This window comes from Streptomyces sp. AM 4-1-1, from assembly GCF_029167625.1.
In the GTDB taxonomy this organism is placed as follows: Bacteria; Actinomycetota; Actinomycetes; order Streptomycetales; family Streptomycetaceae; genus Streptomyces.
Genome location: NZ_CP119145.1, coordinates 4,027,326 through 4,049,858, shown reverse-complemented (window position 1 = coordinate 4,049,858; position 22,533 = coordinate 4,027,326). Strand labels below are relative to the sequence as shown.

At 72.8% G+C, this 22,533-nt stretch carries 2 protein-coding genes; both read right to left on the bottom strand.

Translation table 11 applies throughout. The features are described from left to right. Positions 1–12: 12 nt before the first annotated feature. Complete coding sequence (locus PZB75_RS17310) at positions 13–5,232, bottom strand: type I polyketide synthase (RefSeq protein ID WP_275536209.1); 5,220 nt, start codon at positions 5,230–5,232, stop codon at positions 13–15. A 7-nt stretch (positions 5,233–5,239) separates the two neighbouring features. Then, on the bottom strand, positions 5,240–22,531 hold the full coding sequence (locus PZB75_RS17305; RefSeq protein ID WP_275536208.1) for a type I polyketide synthase: 17,292 nt from the start codon (positions 22,529–22,531) through the stop codon (positions 5,240–5,242). Between the last annotated feature and the right edge of the window lie 2 nt (positions 22,532–22,533).

The window sequence follows — 22,533 nt, the reverse complement described above, 5'->3', positions numbered from 1 at the left end:
CGTTCGTGCCGCTCATGCCGACACCTCGGCCCCGCCGTCGAGGATGTCGAACAGCTCGTCCGCGGTGGCGGAGCTGAGATCGTCCTCGGGAGCGTCCTCGCCGAACAGGACCTGCCGCAGATGAGCGGCCAGTTCGGCGGCCGACGGGTAGTCGAAGATCAGCGTCGGGGTCAGCCGGCAGCCGGTGAGGGCGTTCAGCCGGTTACGGAGTTCCAGCGCCGTCAACGAGTCGAACCCGATGTCGAGGAAGCCCCGCTCCGCCGGAACGGCGTCCCGGCCGGCGTGCCCGAGGACGGCGGCGGCGTGGTTGCGCACCAGGTCCAGCAGCGCCTCTTCACGCTCCTTGGTGCCCAGCCCCGACAGCCGGGCGACCAGCGCGGCCGGATCGGCTCCTTTCGTACGGCTCCGTGACACGGGAAGGTCGGCGGGGCGCACGAGGTCGCGCAGCAGCGCGGGCAGTTCCTCCCGGGCACGCAGGGTCGGTACGTCCACGGCGAGCGGCACGAGCGCCGGCCGCCCCGAGCGGAGTCCCGCGTCGAACAGTGCCAGCGCGTCGGCCGCTCCGAGCGCGGGCAGGCCGCGTGCGGCCATCAGCCGTACGTCCTCTTCGAGGGATTCGGTCAGCCCGGTCCGTACGTCCCACAGGCCGTAGGCGAGAGACGTCGCGGGCAGCCCGAGCGACGCCCGATACACCGCCAGCCCGTCCAGGAACACATTCGCCGCCGCATAATTCGCCTGCCCCGCCGCCAGCACCAAACCACCCGCCGACGACAACAACACAAAGAACGCCAACTCCCGCCCCAACGTCAACTCATGCAAAAACCACGCACCATCCGCCTTCGCACCCCACACCCCCTCCAACCGGCCCACATCCATCGAACCCACCAACCCGTTGTCCCCCGCACCCGCCGCATGCACCACCCCCACCAAATCCTCGATCCCCCCCACCAACGAAGCCACCGCACCCCGATCCGACACATCACACACCACCACCTCCACCTCAGCCCCCGCACCCACCAACCCCTCCACCAAACCCTCCACACCCGGCGCACCCCCACCCCGCCGACTCGTCAACACCAACCGACGAACCCCACACACCTCCACCAAATGCCGAGCAATCAACCCACCCAAACCACCCGTACCACCCGTCACCAACACCACACCCGACGACACATCCACCGACACACCACCCAACACGTCAGCAGAACCGGTCGCGGGCGCCTCCACCGCCACCAGACGCGGAACCCACACCACACCACCCCGCACAGCCACCTCCGGCTCACCCGACGCCACCACCCCCGCCACATCCACCCCAGCCACACCCTCCACATCCACATCAAGCAACACGAAACGCCCCGGATTCTCCGCCTGCGCCGCCCGCACCAAACCCCACACCGGCGCCTGACACACATCCACACCCTCACCCTCACCCACAGCAACCGCCCCACGCGTCACCACCACCAACGGACCACCACCCCCACCAGCACCCGCCAACCACTCCTGCACCACACCCAACACCCGACCCGTCACCAACCGAACACCCGACACCACATCCGACCCCGACAACCCCCCACCACACTCCGCCACCACATCGAACACCACCGCACCCGAACCACCAGGCACAGCAGCCCCGGCACCCGACACCGGACGCCACACCACCTCCCACAACCCACCCGAACCACCAGCCGACAACTGCCCCACCGACACCGGACGGAAGGAGAGTCCACCGATCGTGGCCACGGGCGAACCGTTCTCGTCGGCCAGCTTCAGCGAGAGGCTGTTGGGGCCCTGTCGCGACAGATGGACCCGAAGTGCCCGAGCCCCGTTGGCGTGCAGGGAGACGTTCGTCCAGGAGAAGGGAAGCTCTGTCGCCTCCTCACCCGTTACGTGCTCGCCGACCCCGAGTGCGTGCATGGTGGCGTCGAGGAGGGCAGGGTGCACACCGAACCGTTCGGCGTCCGCGTGCGCCGACTCGGGCAGCACGACCTCCGCGAACACATCATCCCCGCGCCGCCAGGCAGCCTTGAGCCCCCGGAAGACGGGGCCGTACTCGTAGCCCTGCTGGTGCAGCAACTCGTAGGCGTCGTCGACGAATACGTCGGTCGCACCGGGCGGGGGCCATTCGGTGAGGTCCATCTCCGGGACCGGCCCCGCCTCCGCGAGCACACCCTCCGCGTGCAGAACCCACGCTTCACCCACCCCAGCACCCTCACGCCGCGAATACACCCGCAACGAACGCCGACCACCCTCACCCACACCACCCACCACCACCTGCACCGCAACCCCACCAGACCCCGACAACACCAACGGAGCCCGCAACGTCAACTCCTCCACCAACCCACAACCCACCTCATCACCCGCACGAACAGCCAACTCCACAAACGCCGCACCCGGCAACAACACCGAACCCAACACACCATGATCAACCAACCACGGCAAACCATCCACCGACAACCGACCCGTCAACACCACCCCACCCGAATCCGCCAACACCACCACCGCACCCAACACCGGATGCTCCACCACCACCTGCCCCACACCCACCACATCCCCACCCGACACCGACCCCAGCCAAAACCGCTCACGCTGAAACGCATACGTCGGCAAACCCACCCGCCGAGCACCCGAACCCCCATAAAACCCAGCCCAGTCCACCCGTACACCGGCCGTGTGAAGCCGCCCCAGAGCGCCGACCGCTGTCTGCGCCTCCGACCGGCTACGACGCTGAACCGGAACGAACAGCCCGTCCTCCACACTCTGCGCGCCCATACCGGCCAGCACCGCGTCCGGACCGATCTCGATGAACGTCGTCACACCACGAGCAGCCGTGTACGCGACGGCGTCGGCGAACCGCACCGCCTCCCGCACATGCCGCACCCAATACCCCGGCGACGCCACCTCGTCCGAAACCTCACCCGTCAGACCCGACACCACCGGCAGAACCGGGACGGAGAACGACAGACCCGAGACCACCTTCTCGAAGTCGGCGAGCATCGGCTCCATCAACGGCGAATGGAACGCGTGCGACACCCGCAGCACACTCGTCCGCCGCCCCAGACCAGCGAAATGCTCCACCACGGATGCCACAGCGTCCTCGGCGCCCGAAACGACCACCGACCGGGGGCCGTTGACGGAGGCGATTCCCACCGGGCCGTCCAGCAGGGGCAGAACCTCGGCCTCCGACGCCTCGACCGCCACCATCGAACCACCCGCCGGCAGCCCCTGCATCAACCGGCCACGCGCCACCACCAACGCCGCCGCATCCGCCAGTGACAACACACCCGCCACATGAGCGGCAGCGATCTCCCCCACCGAATGCCCCACCAGGAAATCCGGGACCACCCCCCACGACTCCACCAGCCGGAACAACGCCACCTCGAACGCGAACAACCCAGCCTGAGCAAACTCCGTCCGACTCAGCAGCTCAGCATCCTCACCCCACACCACCCCACGCAACGGACGCGACAGACCCGCGTCCAACTCCCCCACCACCGCGCCGAAAGCCGCCGCGAACACCGGGAACGCCTCACACAACTCCCGGCCCATCCCCAACCGCTGCGCACCCTGACCCGTAAACAGGAACGCAGTCCCGCCTACATTCCCGGCCACTCCCCGCACCACCAGGCCGGACTCCTCGCCTGCCGCCAGCGCCTCCAACCCGGCGACCAGCTCCTCCTGATCCCCGGCCGTAATCACCGCACGGTGCTCCAGCACCGCACGCGACACCACCGACGAAAACCCCACATCCACCAACCCCGCACCCGACGAACGCACATGCTCCAGCAGCCGGGCCGCCTGGGCGGTCAACGCCTTCTCCCCCCGCGCCGACAACACCACCGGCACCACCGGCACCACAACCGACCCCGGCATCTCCTCTTCCACCACCGCCGGAGCCTGCTCGACGATCACATGCGCGTTCGTCCCACTCAGACCGAACGACGACACCCCCACCCGACGCGGACGATCCCGCACCGGCCACTCACGCGCCTGCGTCAACAACTCCACCGCACCCGCATCCCAATCCACCTGCGAAGAACGGGACTCGCAATGAAGGGACCTGGGCATCACCCCATGGCGGATCGACAACACCGCCTTGATCACCCCACCCACACCCGCAGCCGCCTGCGTATGACCAAGATTCGACTTCAACGACCCCAACCACAACGGATCACCCTCAGGCCGCCCCTGCCCGTACGTCGCCAACAACGCCTGCGCCTCGATCGGATCACCCAACCGGGTCCCCGTCCCATGCGCCTCCACAAGATCGATGTCCGCAGCCGTCAACCCGGCTTGGTCCAACGCCGCCCGAATGACCCGCTGTTGCGACGGACCGTTCGGAGTGGTCATCCCGCTCGACGCGCCGTCCTGGTTGACCGCGCTGCCCCTGATCACGGCGAGCACCTGGTGCCCGTTCCGCCGCGCGTCGGACAACCGCTCCACCAGCAGCACACCCACACCCTCGGAGCACCCCGTACCGTCCGCATCCGCCGCGAACGACTTGCACCGGCCGTCCGCCGCCATACCCCGCTGATGACTGAAGTACAGGAACATGTCCGGCGTGGTCATCACGGTCACCCCGCCGACCAGCGCCAGCGAGCAGTCCCCCTGCCGCAGTGCCTGCGCCGCCCAGTGCAGGGCCACCAGGGAGGAGGAACACGCCGTGTCGACCGTGACCGCGGGTCCTTCGAGGCCGAGGGTGAAGGCGACGCGCCCCGTGACCAGGCTTCCGTCGCTCGTTCCGGGGCCGTAGTCGTGGTACATGACGCCGGCGTAGACCCCGGTCCGGCTGCCCTTCAGCGACAGCGGATCGATACCCGCCCGCTCCACCGCCTCCCAGGACGCCTCCAGCAACAACCGCTGCTGCGGGTCCATCCCCAACGCCTCACGCGGCGAAATACCGAACGCCTCAGCATCGAAATCAGCAGCCCCGTAAAGGAAACCGCCCTCCCTCGTCACCGTACGATTCGGCTTCCCCGGCTCCGGATCATAAATCCCCTCCACATCCCACCCACGATCCACCGGAAAACCGGACACACCATCCCGGCCCTCCACCAACAAATCCCACAAACCCTCCGGCGACTCCACCCCACCCGGATAACGACACGCCATACCCACAACCGCGATCGGCTCCTGGGCCGCGTCGGTGAGCTGGTCGTTGCGGGCGCGGAGCCGTTCGTTCTCCAGCATGGTCGTGCGGAGGGCGGCGACCAGCTGCTCGACAGAAGATTCCATGATGTTCTCAGCCCTCGCTCGGGTTCATCGGGTCGGCGGACGCGAGCGCGGCGCGAACGAGGTCGTCGACGTCCATGGTCCTGATCGCTTCACCGGTCGCGGTGTCGCTCCGGTGGGGTGCCTGCACGGATTCGGCCAGCTTCAGCAGGTCGTCCAGCAGGCCCGCCTGCCGGATCGCGTCCAGCGGGATGGCGGCGAGCACTTCCCGGAACGACGCGTCGTCCGAAGCGCCACCCGCACTGCCCGTACGCCGCGCACTACCCGTACGCCCCGCACTCCCCGTACCCCCCGCACTGCCTGTGCCTGGGACGTCGGGTGCGGACGACTCGTCCTCGTCGCCGCCGGGCAGTTCCTCAAGGAGGTGTTCCGCGAGCCCGAGCGGGCTCGGGTAGTCGAACATCATGGTGGCCGGAAGCCGGAGCCCGGTGGCCTTCTGCAGCCGGTTGCGCAGGTCGATGGCCGCGAGTGAATCGAGGCCCAGCTCGGTGAAGCCCTTGCCGACGTCGATGGTGCCGGGCTCGCTGTGGCTGACTCCGGCCACTTCCGTCCGGATGACCTCCAGCACGGCGCGTCTGCGTTCGGCCGGCTTCATTCCGCTGATCCGCTGTTCCAGCGAAAGGGGGGCCGGGGCCGGGTGGGAGGCGGAAGCGGGGGCCTGTGCGGTGGTGACCACCGCGGGGGCGCTGACCTCGTTCTTCCCGGGCGTGGTGCGAGGCGGTGCGCGCAACACGTCCTTCAGCAGCAGCGGGGGCTCGGTCGCCTTGCCTTCCGCCCGCTTCACCCGGAGCGGTACGAGGACGGGCCGGTCGAGGCCGATCGCTTCGTCCAGGAGGGCCAGGCCCTCCTCGGTGGAGAGCGCGGGCATTCCGAGGTTGCGCATGCGCCGCAGGTCGGCGTGGGTGACCCCGCCGCCGAGGCCGGTCGTGGTCTCCCACAGGCCGAAGGCCAGCGACGTGGAGGGCAGGCCCTCCGCCCGGCGGTGCAGGGAGAGCGCGTCCACGAAGCGGTTGGCCGCCGCGTAGTTGCCCTGCCCGACCCCGACCACCAGGCCGGCGCAGGACGAGAAGAGGACGAACGCCTTGAGGTCCGGGACCAGGTCCCGGGTCGCCTCGTGGAGGTTCCACGCCGCGTCCACCTTGGGCCGCATCACCGTGTCGACCTGCTGGGCGGTGAGCGCGCCGATCAGCGCGTTGTCCATGGTCGCCGCGGCGTGCACCACGGCGGTGAGCGGGTGCGCCGCGGGGACCCGGGAGAGCAGCGCGTCCACCGCCGGGCGGTCGGCCGCGTCGCAGGCCGCCACGGTGACCTGGGCGCCGAGGGCGGTCAGTTCGTCGCGGAGTCCGGTCGCGCCGGGTGTGTCCTCGCCGCGCCGGCCGGCCAGCAGCAGGTGCCGGACGCCGTGTTCCCGTACGAGGTGACGGGCGACGAGGGCGCCGAGGCCGCTGGTACCGCCGGTGATGAGTACGGTGCCGGTGGAGTCCCACGGCGGTGCCACCGTGGGGGTGGCCGCGCTCACCCGGGCCAGCCGGGGAACGCGTACCTCCGCTCCGCGCAGTACGGCCTCCGGCTCCCCGGACGCGGCCACGGCGGGCAGGGCGTCGAGGGCCGTGGCGGATGCGTCCGAGTCGACGACGACGAAGCGGCCCGGGTTCTCCTCCTGCGCCGAGCGCAGCAGGCCCCACACGGGTGCCTGGGTGAGGTCGACGGTGTCGGAGTCCGCGACGGCGACGGCGTTCCGGGTGACGACCATGAGCCGGGAGCCCGTGTACCGGGGGTCGGCGAGCCAGCCCCGCACGGTGTCCAGGACGTGCCCGGTGACGGCGCGGACGGCTGCCGGGACGCAGTCGTCGGGTCCGGCGTCCGGTACGCGCAGGACGACCACGTCCGGTACGCGGGCGCCGGCGTCGACCGCGTCCCCGAGCGCGGACAGGTCGGGGTGGTGGGGGAACGCGCCGCCGCTGTCCGGATCGGCACCCAGCACCGCCCAGTTGTCGGGCACGGCGGTGACCGCGCCGCCGAGCGGGAGTTGGTGGGAGACCAGCTGGAACACGGCTTCGCGTTCGCCGGCCCCGGCGGCCGCCGCCGCGTTCACCTTGGCGGCGGTCACGGCCCGGACGACCAGGGACTCGACGGTGGCGACCGGGGTGCCGTGCGGGTCGGCGAGTTCGAGCCGTACCGCGTCCGATCCCTGCGAGCGGTGTGATTCCACGGCGGTGATGCGCACCCGCAGCCGGGAGGAGCCCGCCGCGTGGAGGGTGACCCCGGACCAGGCGAAGGGGAGCTGGGTTCCGCCGACGTCCTGTGGTCTGCGCCCGTCCATGAAGTCGGTGGCGCTCAGCGCGGCGTCGAGGATCGACGGGTGGAGCCGGAAATCGGCGCCGACCGCCAGTGAGTCCTCGGGCAGGGACACTTCGGCGAAGGTCTCCTTGCCGCGTGACCAGATGCCCCGCAAACCCCGGAACATGGGGCCGTAGCCGTATCCCTGGCCGGTGAGGTAGTCGTACACACCGTCGATGTCGACCTCGGTGGCCCCCTCGGGTGGCCAGGTCCCGGTGCCCGCGCCGAAGGAGGCGGGGGCGGGGGCCGTCCGGGCGCCGGGGGCGAGTACGCCACTGGCGTGCTTGGCCCACGGGGTGCCGGCGGGCGCGTCCTCGGCCCGTGAGTAGACGCCGAGCGAGCAGCGGCCCGTGGCGTCGGGCGCGTCGACGACGACCTGGAGGGCGAGGCCGCCGTGCGGGGGCAGTGGCATCAGGGCCTCGATGGTGAGTTCCTCGACGACATCGCAGCCGACCTCCTCACCGGCCCTGATGGCGAGTTCGATGTATCCGGTGCCGGGCAGCAGGACCGTGCCGAGCACGTCGTGGTCGGCGAGCCAGGGGTGGGTACGGATCGACAGGCGTCCGGTCAGCACCGCGCCGCCCGCCTCCGGGGAGGTGACCACCGCGCTGAGCAGCGGGTGGGCGGCAGCGCTCTGGCCGAGGCTCAGGACGTCCCCGCCGGTCGCGGTGGGCGCGTCGAGCCAGTAGGTGTCGCGGGCGAAGGCGTACGTGGGCAGGTCGACGCGTTGTGCGTCGTGGCCGTCGAGGACCGCCGCCCAGCGGGGGGCCTGCCCGGCGACATGCAGGGCGGCGAGCGCGGCGAGCAGTGTGGCGGCCTCGGGGCGGCCCTTGCGCAGGGCCGGCACGGTGACGGCGGCCGGTCCGTCGAGCGCGGCCCCGGTGGACGACGTCTCGGTGAGGGCCGTCCTGGTGAGCGCGGTCAGTACGGCATCGGGGCCCAGCTCCAGATAGCGGGTCGTTCCCTCGGCGCGCAGATGCCGGACACCGTCGGCGAACCGTACGGTCTCCCGCACATGGCGCACCCAGTAGTCGGGCGAGGTGAGTTGAGCGGTCGTGGCGGTGGTGCCCGTCACGTTGGACACCACGGGGATCGTCGGGCTGTGGTACGAGATGCGTTCGGCGACTTCGCGGAACTCGGCGAGCATGGGCTCCATCAACGGGGAGTGGAAGGCGTGCGACACCCTCAACCACTTGGTCCTGCGCCCCGACGCCGCGAAATGATCCACGATCCGCGACACCCCCTCACCGGACCCGGACACCACCACAGCCGACGGACCATTGACCGCGGCAAGAGCCACCTCCGCCGACAACAACGGCCGCACCTCGTCCTCCGACACCCCCACAGCCGCCATCGCACCACCCACCGGCAACGCCTGCATCAACCGACCCCGCGCCACCACCAGATCAACCGCATCACCCAACGAGAACACCCCCGCCACATGAGCAGCCACGATCTCCCCCACCGAATGCCCCACCACCACACCCGGCCGCACACCCCACGACCCCAACAACCCGAACAACCCCACCCCCACCGCGAACAACCCCGCCTGAGCGAACTCCGTACGATCCAGCAACTCCCCGTCCGAACCCCACATCACCCCACGCAACGAACACCCCAACCGCACATCCAACTCCCCCACCACCCCATCCAGCACACGCGCAAACTCCGGAAACACCCCATACAACTCACGCCCCATCCCCAACCGCTGCGCACCCTGACCCGAGAACAAGAACGCCGTCGAACCCGACACCTCGGCGGGGCCGGTGCCGGTGACGATGCCCGCTCCGGGGCGTCCGGCCGTCAGCCCGTCGAGTGCGCGCAACGCCTCCTCGCGGTCGGAGGCCAGGAGCACGGCCCGGTGGTCGAGGACCGCGCGGGTGGTGGCGAGGGAGTGGGCGATGTCGGTGACGGACTGCTCGGGACGGGCCCGCATGTGGTCCCGGAGCCGTTCCGCCTGGGCGGACAGCGACTTCGCGCTCCGCGCGGACAGGACCAGCGGTACGACGGGCAGCGGGTCCGGGGCGGGCAGGGAAGCGGGTACGCGTACGGGGGCCGGGTATTCGTCGGCGGCCGTCCCCTGCGGCGCGGGGGCCTCCTCGATGATGACGTGGGCGTTCGTACCGCTCAGTCCGAAGGAGGAGACACCGGCCCGGCGGGGGCGTTCCCCCGGGGGCCAGGCGACCGGTTCGGTGAGCAGCCGTACCGCACCGGCCTCCCAGTCGACCTGCGGGGACGGTTCGTCCACGTGCAGGGTGCGGGGCAGCAGGTCGTTGCGGAGGGCCATCACCATCTTGATGACACCGCTGACCCCGGCCGCCGCCTGGGCGTGCCCGATGTTCGACTTGACCGAGCCCAGCCACAGCGGCCGGTCGGCGGGCCGGTCCTGCCCGTACGTGGCGAGCAGGGCCTGCGCCTCGATCGGATCGCCGAGCCGGGTGCCGGTCCCGTGGCCCTCGACGGCGTCCACGTCGGCCGTGGTGAGTCCGGCGGCCGAGAGGGCCCTGCGGATGACGCGCTGCTGCGAGGGGCCGTTGGGGGCGGTGAGACCGTTGGACGCGCCGTCCTGGTTGATGGCGCTGCCCCGGACCACGGCGAGGACGGGGTGGCCGTTGCGCCGGGCGTCCGAGAGCCGTTCCACGAGCAGCAGGCCGACCCCCTCCGACCAGCTGGTGCCGTCGGCCGCCCCGGCGAACGCCTTGGAACGGCCGTCGGGTGCGAGGCCGCGCTGTCGGCTGAAGTCGACGAAGATGTCCGGGGTCGGCATGACTGTCACCCCGCCCGCCATCGCCAGGTCGATCTCTCCGGCGCGCAGGGCCTGGCAGGCCATGTGGAGGCCGACCAGGGAGGAGGAGCAGGCGGTGTCGACGGTGACGGCGGGTCCTTCGAGTCCGAGCGCGTAGGCGACCCGGCCGGAGGCGATGCTTCCGGCGCTGCCGTTGCCGAGGTAGCCCGCCAGGTCGTCCGGGACGTCCGTGACCCGGCTCCCGTACTCGTGGTACATCACTCCGGCGTACACCCCGGTCTGGCTGCCCCGGAGGGTGTCCGGGTCGATTCCGGCGCGCTCGAACGTCTCCCAGGCCGCCTGGAGGAGCAGCCGTTGCTGCGGGTCCATGGCAAGGGCCTCGCGCGGCATGATGCCGAAGAACCCGGGGTCGAACTCGGCCGCGTCGTAAAGGAATCCGCCCTCGCGCACATAGGTACGGCCGGGCAGTCCGGGCTCGGGGTCGTAGAGGGCGTCGCCGTCCCAGCCCCGGTCGGTGGGGAAGTCCCCGATGGCGTCTCCGTCGCGGACGACGAGGTCCCACAGCTCCTCGGGGCCGGTCACGCCGCCGGGGAAGCGGCAGCTGATCGCGACCACGGCGATCGGCTCGTCGGTGGCGGTGGCGGTGGCGGTGGCGGCCGGAGCGGGGGCGGACGGGGGCGCCGCCTTCACGGTGCCGGTTGCGGTTGCGGTTGCGGTGAACAGCGTGTCCAGATGTTCCGCGACCGCCCGGGAGTTGGGGTGGTCGAAGACCAGCGTGGCGGGCAGCTTCCGGCCGGTCACGCCGACGAGCAGATTGCGCAGCTCGACGGCGGCGAGGGAGTCGAACCCCTGGTCGCGGAAGGCCGTACCGGCTCCGACCGCTTCGGCGGAGGGCTGGCCGAGGACGGAGGCGACCTGGGTACGGACCACGTCGAGGAGGATGCGGGCCCGCTCCTCGGGCGACGCCCCGGCCAGCCGGTGTTCTAGGGCGGAGCCGACGGCGCCGGTCCGTGCGGTACGGCGGACGGCGCCCCGGGTCCTGCCGCGCAGCAGGGCCGGCAGTTCGTCGCTCCGGGCGGCGAGGGCGACCGCGTCGACGGCCAGCGGGACGACGACGGCGTCCCCGGTGGTGAGGGCGGCGTCGAAGAGGGCCAGTCCCCGGTCGGCGGGGAGGGCGGGCAGTCCGAGCCGCCCCATCCGGTCGAGGTCCGCGTCGGTGAGGTCGCCGAGTCCGGTGCTGACCTCCCACATGCCGAAGGCCATGGCGGTGGCGGGCAGTCCGGCGGCGCGGCGACGGGTGGCGAGTGCGTCCAGGAAGACATTGGCCGCCGCGTAGTCGGCCTGGCCGGCGGCGAGGACCAGTCCACCGGCCGAGGAGAACAGGACGAAGGCCGTGAGGTCGGTGTCCTCGGTCAGTTCGTGCAGGTGCCACGCCCCGTCGGCCTTGGGCCGCAGCACCGCGTCGAACCGTTCGGGCGTCAGCGTGCCGACCAGGCCGCCGTCGGCGACCCCGGCGGCGTGCACGACTCCGCGCAGCGGGTGGTCCGGGTCGATGTCCGCGAGCACGGCGGCCAGTGCGTCCCGGTCCGCGACGTCGCACGCGGCGACGGTGATCTCGGCGCCCAGCGCGGTGAGTTCGGCGACGAGTGCGTCCGCGCCGGGCGTTGCCGCACCGCGCCGGCCGATGAGCAGGAGGTGCCGCACCCCGTGGCCGGTGACGAGGTGGCGGGCGACGAGTGCGCCGAGGCCGCTGGTTCCGCCGGTGATCAGTACGGTGCCGTCGGTGTCCCAGGGGGCGTCCGGCGCCGGCTCGGGGACGGCCGCCCCGGTCAGACGCGGGACCCACCACCGGCCCTCACGGAGAGCCAGTTCGGATTCACCGTTGCCCGTGGCGGCGGCGAGTTCGGCAGCGGTGTGATCCGTGCGGTCCGTGCGGTCCGCATGATCCGTGTGGTCCGCGTCGTGATCCGTGCGGTCCGTGCCGTCGGTGTCCACCAGCAGGAACCGGCCGGGGTTCTCGGCCTGTGCCGCGCGCACCAGGCCCCACACGGGCGCCTGGACCGGGTCGACGTCCTCGCCGGGGCGGACCGGCACGGCGTGCCGGGTGACCACGGCGAGGCGGCGGGAGACGGTGGCGGGGTCGGCGAGCCAGGTCTGTATCTCACCGAGCACCCGGTGGGCGACCTCGCGCACGGCGTCCGGTACGGCGAGGCCGGCCGGGGTGGGCGGGCAGCGGAAGACCGTGACACCCGTGACACCGGGGTCCGAGGGCCCGGCGGCGGCCTCCGGCTGTGCGACGCGCTGCCAGGTGACGCGGTGGAGCGAGGCGGACGGCGCACCTGAGGCCGCCGCGATCTGCTCGGGCGAAACCTCCCTGGACACCAGGGACTCCACGGTCGTGACCGGCGCCCCGGTGTCGTCGGCGACCATGATGGCCGAGACCTCGTCGCCGCGTATCCGCCGGATGTGGACCCGTACGGCGGGCGTTCCGGCGGCGTGGAGGGTGACACCGTTCCACGAGAAGGGCAGCAGGGTCGGGGCGGTGTCGGTCCCGGCCCCGGTCAGCAGGTCGGCGTGCATGGCCGCGTCCAGCAGCGCGGGATGAATCCCGTAGCGGGGTGCCTCGGCGCGGGCCGGTCCGTCGAGCGCCACCTCGGCGAAGACGTCGTCGCCGCGCCGCCAGGCGGCCCGCAGGCCCTGGAAGGCGGGCCCGTAGGCGTAACCGCGTTCCCGCAGCCTGTCGTACGCGCCCTCCACGTCCACCGGTGTCGCGCCGGGCGGCGGCCACTGCGTGAGGTCGAAGGCGGGGGCGGGCGCCTCACGGCTGAGGGTGCCGTGGGCGTGCCGTGTCCAGGGGGTGTCCGGGTCGGTGCCCGGGCGGGAGTGGATGCCGACCGGGCAGCTGCCGGTGGCGTCCGGTGCGCCGACGACGACCCGGACGGCGGCGGTGGCGCGTGCGGGGAGGACCAGCGGTGCTTCGAGGAGAAGTTCCTCGACCCGCCCGCAGCCGACGCGGTCACCGGCCCGTACCGCGAGTTCGACGAAGGCGGTGCCGGGGAGCAGCACGCTGCCCAGTACGCCGTGGTCGGCGAGCCACGGTTGACCGGTCGCGGACAGTCGTCCCGTCAGGATCACGCCGCCGGAGTCGGGGGTCGTGACCGCCGCGCTCAGCATCGGGTGTCCGACCGGTTCGAGACCGGCGGCGTCCAGGTCGCCGGAGTCGGCCGGGACGTCCAGCCAGTAGCGCTGGTGCTGGAAGGCGTAGGTGGGCAGTTCGGTTCCGTCGGCGTTCCCGGGGAGCCCGTAGAAGGCGTCCCACGCGACGGGGACGCCGCGTGCCTGCGTACGGGCCAGGGCGGTGAGCAGTTCGCGGGCCTCGGGGCGTCCTCGGCGCGAGGAGGGGATGAACGCGGTGTCACCTTCGACGGCGTCGACGTTCTCCGCTCCCATGCCGGTGAGCACCGCGTCGGGACCGATCTCGACGAACGTCGTCACGCCACGCTTGGCTGTGTACGTGACCGCGTCGGCGAACCGCACCGCCTCCCGCACATGCCGCACCCAATACCCCGGCGACCCGATCTCCTCGGACACCCCACCCGTCAGACCCGACACCACAGGCAGAACCGGGACGGAGAACGACAGACCCGAGACCACCTTCTCGAAGTCGGCGAGCATCGGTTCCATCAACGGCGAATGGAAGGCGTGCGACACCCGCAGCGTGCTCGTCCGCCGACCCAGACCGGTGAAGTGCTCCACCACGGATGCCACGGCGTCCTCGGCGCCCGAAACGACCACCGACCGGGGGCCGTTGACGGCGGCGATTCCCACCGGGCCGTCCAGCAGGGGCAGAACCTCGGCCTCCGACGCCTCAACCGCCACCATCGAACCACCCGCCGGCAGCCCCTGCATCAACCGACCACGCGCCACCACCAACGCCGCCGCATCCGCCAGTGACAACACACCCGCCACATGAGCGGCAGCGATCTCCCCCACCGAATGCCCCACCAGGAAATCCGGAGCCACACCCCACGACTCCACCAGCCGGAACAACGCCACCTCGAACGCGAACAACCCAGCCTGAGCAAACTCCGTCCGCTCCAACAGCCCAGCATCCTCACCCCACACCACCCCACGCAACGGACGCGACAGACCCGCGTCCAACTCCCCCACCACCGCGCCGAAAGCCGCCGCGAACACCGGGAACGCCTCACACAACTCCCGGCCCATCCCCAACCGCTGCGCACCCTGACCCGAGAACAGGAACGCCGTTTTGCCCTCGCGGACCGTGTCCTGAACCGTTCCGGTGCCCGAGGCGGCCAACGCGTCGAGAGCGGCGGCCAGTTCCGCCCGGTCCGCGCCCAGGGCGACAGCCCGGTGTTCGAGCGCGGCCCGGGTGGTCGCCAGGGCGTACCCGGTCGCGGCCAGCGCGTCGCCGGGCAGGCCGGCGAGGTGGTCCCGCAGGCGCTCGGCCTGGGCGCTCAGGGCCTCCGGGGTCCTGGCCGACAGCGGCCAGAGCACGATCCCCGGCGCCTCGCCCGGCGCCTCGCCCGACGTACCCACCGGCGCATCGGCCGGCGTACCCACCGGCGCCTCGCCCGACGGCCCGGACTCCGGCAGTGAGCGGGAGAGGGAGCGGGCGCGGGCGGGCGGCTCCTCGACGATGACATGGGCGTTCGTACCGCTGATTCCGAACGAGGACACCCCGGCCCGGCGGGGACGGTCCCGCGCGGGCCACTCGGTGGGCGCGGTCACCAGCCGTACGGCGCCCGCCTCCCAGTCCACCTGCGGTGAGGGTTCGTCGGCGTGCAGGGTCGCGGGCACCACTCCGTGGCGCATGGCCTGGATCATCTTGATGACACCCGCGACGCCCGCGGCCGCCTGCGTGTGGCCCAGGTTGGACTTGACGGACCCCAGCAGCAGGGGGCTGCCGTCCTCCGGACGTTCCTGCCCGTACGTGGCCAGCAGCGCCTGCGCCTCGATCGGGTCGCCCAGCGTGGTGCCGGTCCCGTGGCCCTCGACCACGTCGACATCCGCGGGAGTGAGGCCGGCGCCGGCCAGGGCGCGGCGGATGACGCGCTGTTGCGAGGGGCCGTTGGGGGCGGTGAGGCCGTTGGACGCGCCGTCGGAGTTGACGGCGGAGCCGCGTATCACCCCGAGGACGCGGTGGCCGTTGCGTTCGGCGTCCGAGAGCCGTTCGAGGAGCAGCAGGCCCACTCCCTCGCCCCAGCCGGTGCCGTCCGCGCCGCTGCCGAAGGACTTGCACCGGCCGTCGGCGGCGAGGCCGCGCTGGCGGCTCATGTCGACGAAGGTGTCGGGGGTGGACATGACGGTGACGCCGCCCGCGAGCGCGAGGCCGCAGTCGCCCCTGCGCAGCGCCTGCGCCGCCCAGTGGAGGGCGACGAGGGAGGACGAGCAGGCGGTGTCGACGGTGACGGCGGGTCCCTCGATGCCGAGGGTGTACGCCACCCGCCCGGACACGACGCTGGCGAGGCTGCCGTTGCCGTGGTAGCCGGCCATGTGCTCGGGCAGCGGGCCGAGCCGCAGACCCCAGTCGTGGTACATGACTCCGGCGAACACGCCCGTGTCGCTGCCGCGCAGGGATTCGGGGTCGATGCCCGCGCGTTCGACGGTCTCCCACGCGGTCTCCAGCAGCAGCCGCTGCTGGGGGTCCATGGCGTGGGCCTCGCGCGGGCTGATCCCGAAGAACTCGGGGTCGAACTCGGCCGCCTCGTAGAGGAATCCGCCCTGGTCGGTGCGGCTCTTGCCGGGCCTGCCCGGTTCCGGGTCGTACACGTCGGTGTCCCAGCCCCGGTCGGTGGGAAACGCGGATACGGCGTCGCGGCCCTCGGCGACGAGCTGCCACAGGTCCTCGGGCGAGGTGACCCCGCCGGGGTAGCGGCAGGCCATGCCGACGACGGCGATGGGCTCGTCGTCGTCGGCCGGGCCGGTGGTGCGGCGGTCCGTGGTCCGCTCGGTGACGCCGCCGAGCCTGGCGGCCAGGTGGTCGGCGAGTGCCCCGGGGGACGGGTGGTCGAAGACGAGGGTGGCGGTCAGGGGGACACCGGTCGCGGAGCTGAGGCGGTTGCGCAGTTCGACGGCGGCGAGCGAGTCGAAGCCCATCTCGTTGAAGGCGCGGGCCGGACCGATCCGGCCCGCGCCGTCGTGGCCGAGCACGGCGGCGACCTGGACGCGGACCAGGTCGAGGAGGGCTTCGGCCCGTTCAGCGCGGGTCAGGCCCGCGAGCCGGTCGGCGAGGGACCGCTCGACGCTGACGCCGCCCGCGTCGACCGCGCGCCGGGGCGGGCGGACGAGGCCGCGGAGCAGCGCGGGGACGTCGGCGGCGCGCGCGTTCAGGGCGCGCAGATTCAGGCGTACGGGGACGGCCGTCGGCAGGTCGTCGGTGGCGGCGGCCCGGTCGAGGAGGGCAAGGTTCTCGGCGGCGGACAGCGGCTGGAGGCCGAGGCGTTCGATGCGCCGGAGTGCGGCCTCGTCGAGCCCGCCGCCCATTCCGCCGGTGCCGGTCCACAGGCCCCAGGCGAGGGAGGTGGCCGGGAGGCCGAGGGCCGCCCGGTGGGTGGCGAGGGCGTCGAGGAAGACGTTGGCGGCGGCGTAGTTGGCCTGGCCGGCGCCGTCGAGGAGGGTGGCCGTCGAGGAGAACAGGACGAACGCCGACAGGTCGGCGTCGCGGGTCAGTTCGTGCAGGTTCCAGGCGCCGTCGGCCTTGGGACGCAGCACGGTGTCGAGACGTCCGGCGTCCAGGGAGTCGACCAGCCCGTCATCGAGGACGCCGGCGGCGTGCACCACCGCGGTGAGCGGAAGCCGGTCCGGTACGGCGGCCAGTACGGCGGCCATGTCGTCCCGGTCGGCCGCGTCGCAGGCGGCGACGGTGACCTCGGCGCCCAGGGCGGTGAGTTCGGCGCGCAGTTCCTCGGCGCCGGGGGCCGCGAGGCCCCGGCGGCCGGTGAGCAGCAGCCCGCGTACCCCGTGCGTGGTGACGAGGTGCCGGGCCAGGGTGGCACCGACTCCGCCGGTGCCTCCGGTGATGAGGACGGTGCCGTCCTTGTGCCAGGGCGCGGTGTCCCGCGGGGGCGCATCGGTGGCGTCGGTGGCCTTGGCCGTTCCGGTGGCCCCGGTCGCTTCGGTGGCCTTGGCCGCTTCGGTGGCCCCGGTCGCTTCGGTGGCCCCGGTCGCTTCGGTGGCCTTGGCCGCTTCGGTGGCCCCGGTCGCTTCGGTGGCCGCCGTGGCGCCGGTCGTCTCGACGGCTCCGGCCTCCCCGGCCTCCCCGCTCGCCCCGCTCGCCCCGCTCGCCCCGCTCGCCTCGATCAGTCTCGGTACGAGGAACTGCCCTGTTCGCACGGCGAGTTCGGGTTCGTCGGTGCTGGCGGCGACCCGCAGCAGCTCGTCCGTGTCCATCGAGCCGTCGGTGTCGACCAGCACGAAGCGGCCGGGGTGCTCGGCCTGTGCGGAGCGGACCAGGCCCCACACCGGGGCCTGGCTCAGACCGGCCTGTTCGTCGGGGCCGGTGGCGACCGCGCCGGAGGTCAGGACGACGAGCCGGGCGCCCGGACCGTCCTGCGGCGAGGGTTCGGCGAGCCGGGAGCGGACGGCGGCCAGGGCGTCGCCGAGGACCGCCCGGACGGCGGCCGGTACGTCCACGCCCTGACCGGTGGAGCCGAGGGGACCGGGGGCGTCGGCACCACCGGCGCCGGGGACTCCGGTCGGGCCGACGGCGCAGGTGTGGAGTACGGCCGTGACGGCGTCCCCGACCGGCGCCGGGCCGGCCGGCGGGGTGGGCAGCGGGGTGGGCAGCGGGCTCCACCGGACGCGGAACAGCGAGTCCTGGCGGGCGCGGGCGGCCGTCAGCCGGCCGGCGTCGACGGGGCGGACCAGGAAGGAGCCGACACTGGCGACGGGAGCGCCGGTGGGGTCGGCCAGTTCGAGGGTCACCTCGTCGGGGCCGGTCGCGGAGACACGTATCCGCAGTGCCGTGGCGCCGGACGCGTGGAGGGTGACCCCGCTCCAGGCGAAGGGCAGCCGAATCCGCTCGTCGGCGGTGCCGTCGGGGTCGGTCGCGAAGTCGGTGGCGTGCAGGACCGCGTCCAGGAGGGCGGGGTGGAGGCCGAAGGAGGCGGTACGGTCGGCGACCGTGTCGGGCAGCGCGGCCTCGGCGAAGACCTGCCCGTCGGGGGTGCGCCACACCGCTCGCAGTCCGTGGAAGGCGGGCCCGTAGCCGTAGCCCTGCCGGGCCAGGTCCGCGTAGAGCCCGGTGACGTCGACGGGCCGGGCGCCGGCCGGGGGCCAGGTGCCCTCGGCGAGGTCCCCGTGCGGCTCGCCGGTCCGGGGGGCGGGGGCGAGCCGGCCGGACGCGTGCCGGGTCCACGACGCGTCGGCGGGGGCGTCCTCGTCCCGGGAGTGGAAGGTGATCGGCCGGGTGCCCCCGGTGTCCGGGGCGCCGACGACGATCTGGAGTGCGACGCCGCCCGTGGCGGGCAGCACCAGCGGCGATTCCATGACGAGTTCGTCGAGGCGGGCGCAGCCGGTCTGTTCACCGGCCCGCAGCGCGAGGTCGACGAAGGCGGTGCCGGGCAGCAGCACGCTGCCCGCGATGACGTGGTCGGCGAGCCACGGGTGGGAACGCGGCGACACTCTGCCGGTGAGGACGGCGCCGTCCGTACCGGCGAGTCCCACGACGGCACCCAGCAGCGGATGGTCGGCGGCGACCTGACCGAGGTCGGCGGCGCTCCCGGTCCGTTCCGGGGCGCTCAGCCAGTAGCGCTCGCGCTGGAAGGCGTACGTGGGGAGTTCGGTGCGGCGGGCGCCGCCGCCCGCGAAGAACGCCTCCCAGTCGGGGCGGGCGCCCCGGGCGTGGGCGACGGCCAGCGCGGTCAGCGCCTGCCGGGACTCGTCGTGTCCGCGCCGGAGCACGGGCACGAACTCGACGCCCCCGTCGACGCATTCGCGGCCCAGTGCGCACAGCACCGGGTCGGGGCCGAGTTCGAGGAAGGTGGTGACGCCCCGGTCGGCCAGCAGACGGATGCCGTCGTGGAAGCGGACGGAGTCCCTGACGTGACGTACCCAGTACTCGGGGTCGCACAGTTCGTCGGCGGTGGCCGCGCGACCGGTGACCAGGGAGACGACGGACAGCTTCGGTGGTGTGTAGGTGAGGACCTGCGCGACGCGGCGGAAGTCGTCCAGCATCGGTTCCATCAGCGGCGAGTGGAACGCGTGGCTGACCCGGAGCCGCTTGGTGCGGTGCCCGGCGGCCTCCAGCAGGGCGGCGACCTCGGAGACGGCCCGTTCGTCGCCGGACAGCACGACCGCTTCGGGGCCGTTGACCGCGGCGACGGCGACCGTGTCGGAGCGGTCGGCGAGCAGCGGCCGTACCGTCTCCTCGGAGGCGGCAACGGCGAACATCGCGCCGCCCTCGGGCAGTTCGTCCATCAGCCGGCCCCGGGCGGCGACCAGGGTGGCCGCGTCGTCGAGGGAGAGGACCCCCGCGACATGCGCGGCGGCCAGTTCGCCGATCGAGTGCCCGGCGACGTGGTCGGGGCGTACGCCCCAGGACTCCAGGAGCCGGAACAGGGAGACCTCGACGGCGAAGAGGGCCGCCTGCGCGTACCCGGTGCGGTTCAGCAGCTCCGCGTCCTCGGAACCCTCCTCGGCGAACAGCACGTCCCACAGGGACCGTTCGAGCTGGAGGTCGAGGTAGCCGATCGCGTTGTCGAGGGCCTTGGCGTACAGCGGGTGGGCGGCGTAGAGCTGCCGTCCCATGGCGAGCCGCTGGCTGCCCTGGCCGGTGAAGAGGAACGCGGTCTCGCCGCCCGCGACGGACCGGTGCGTGCCGGGGCCGTCCTGCCCGTCGGCGAGCGCGCCCAGCGCGCCCATCAGCCCGTCCCGGTCGTCGGCGAGGACGACGGCCCGGTGCTTCAGCGAGGTACGGGTGGTGGCGAGGGAGTACGCGAGGTCGCGCGGGCGGACGGCGGGGCGGTCCTCGATGTGGGCGAGGAGCCGGCGTGCCTGGTCGCGCAGGGCTTCGTCGTTCTTTGCGGAGAGCACGAAGGGCAGGGTCCTCGGAGCGCCTACGCCGTCACCCGTACGATCGTCGGCCCCGGCGCCCTCGGCGCCCCCGGCGACTCTGGCGCCCCCGGCGACTCTGGCAGCCTCGGTGACCCCGACAGCTCCGGCGACCCCGGCAGACTCGGTGGCCCCGACAGCCCCGATCACCCCGACACCCTCGGCGTCCCTGACAGCCTCGATGACCCCGACAGCCCCGGTCACCCCAGCAGCCCCACCAGCCTCGCCACCTTCGCCAGCCCCACCAGCCTCGCCGTCTTCGCCAACCACACCAGCCTTGCCAACCCCACCAGCCTCGCCAACCCCACCAGCCTCGCCAACCCCACCAGGCCCACCAGACCTGACAGACCCGTCAGCCCCAACACTCCCGTAACCCCCACCGACCCTGTCGTCCCCGCTGTCCCCGCTGTCCCCACCGACCCCACCGACCCAGTCATCCCCCGCCCCCCGCGTCGGCGCTTCCTCGATGACGATGTGCGCGTTGGTGCCGCTCACGCCGAAGGACGAGACCCCGGCCCGGCGCGGCCGGGGCCCGGGGGCCCACGGCACGGCCTCGGTCAGCAGTCTGACGTCGCCCGCCGTCCAGTCGACGTTGGGCGAGGGAGCGTCCACGTGCAGTGTCGCGGGAAGCACCCCGTTGCGCAGCGCCATGATCATCTTGATCAGCCCGGCCGAGCCCGCCGCGGCCTGGGTGTGTCCGATGTTCGACTTGACGGAGCCGAGCCACACCGGGTCGCCCTCGGAGCGTCCCCGCCCGTACGTGGCCAGCAGGGCCTGCGCCTCGATCGGGTCGCCGAGCGTGGTGCCGGTGCCGTGCGCCTCGACGGCGTCGACGTCCCCCGGGGTGAGTCCGGCGTCGGCGAGCGCCTGCCCGATGACCTGGCGCTGGGCCCGGCCGCTGGGCGCGGTCAGGCCGTTGGAGGCACCGTCCTGGTTGACGGCGGTGCCTCGGACGACCGCGAGGACCGGGTGCCCGTTGGCCCGCGCGTCCGAGAGCCGTTCCAGCACGAACACACCGACGCCCTCGGCGAACGCGGTCCCGTCCGCCGCCGCGGCGAACGCCTTCACCGTCCCGTCGGGCGCGAGCCCGCGCTGTCGGCTGAACGCGGTGAACGTACCGGGGCTGCCCATGACGGCCACCCCGCCCGCCAGGGCCAGGGAGCATTCGCCGCGCCGCAGGGACTGGACGGCCAGATGGAGTCCGACCAGGGAACCGGAGCAGGCGGTGTCGACGGTCAGCGCCGGTCCTTCGAGTCCGAGCGCGTACGAGACCCGGCCGGAGACCACACTGGGGGTGTTGCCGCTGAGCAGGTATCCGTCGAGGCCGTCGGGCGCCTCGTGCAGGCGCATGGCGTACTCCTGCGGTTCCGCCGCGACGAACACGCCGGTACGGCTCCCGCGCAGGGTGTCCGCGTCGATCCCCGCCCGCTCGACCGCCTCCCACACGGTCTCCAGGACGAGCCGCTGCTGCGGGTCCATGGCCAGCGCCTCACGGGGGCTGATGCCGAAGAAGTCCGCGTCGAAGTCCGCGGCGTCGGCGAGGAACCCGCCGTGCCTGGCGTAGGTGGTGCCGGGGGTGGAGGGGTCGGCGTCGAACAGCCGGTCGAGGTCCCAGCCCCGGTCGGTGGGGAACTCGTCGCGGATGTGCGTGCCGTCGGCGACCAGCCGCCAGAGGTCGTCGGGCGAGGACACGCCGCCGGGGTAGCGGCAGCCGATGCCCACGACGGCGACGGGGTCGTCGTCCGCCGTGCTGCGTGCCGCGACGGGCTCGGGCCGGTCGGGCAGCCCCAGCACCTCGGAGCGCAGATGGGCGGCGAGGGCGGCCGGCGACGGGTGGTCGAAGACGACGGTCGGGGGCAGGGCGAGGCCGGTGGCCGCGTTGAGCCGGGTGTGCAGGGCCAGCAGGGCGACGGAGTCGAGCCCCGTCTCCCGGAACGGCCGTTCCGCGTCGACGTCCGCCCCGGTGTCCGGCCGGGTCCGCCGCAGCACGGCGAGCGTGTGTTCCCGTACGAGATCGAGCAGCACCCTGGTCTGCCCGGTGGTGGGGAGGGCGTCCAGCTCACGCACGAGCGCGGCCCGCCGCACCGTCCTCCCGCCGGACGCACCGTCGGTGCCGGAGACGGGGTTTGCCGACTCGGTCATCT

Coding starts and splice junctions, on each gene's coding strand:
- PZB75_RS17310 (WP_275536209.1), bottom strand. CDS start 5,232: ATGGAATCTTCTGTCGAGCAGCTGGTCGCCGCCCTCCGCACGACCATG.
- PZB75_RS17305 (WP_275536208.1), bottom strand. CDS start 22,531: ATGACCGAGTCGGCAAACCCCGTCTCCGGCACCGACGGTGCGTCCGGC.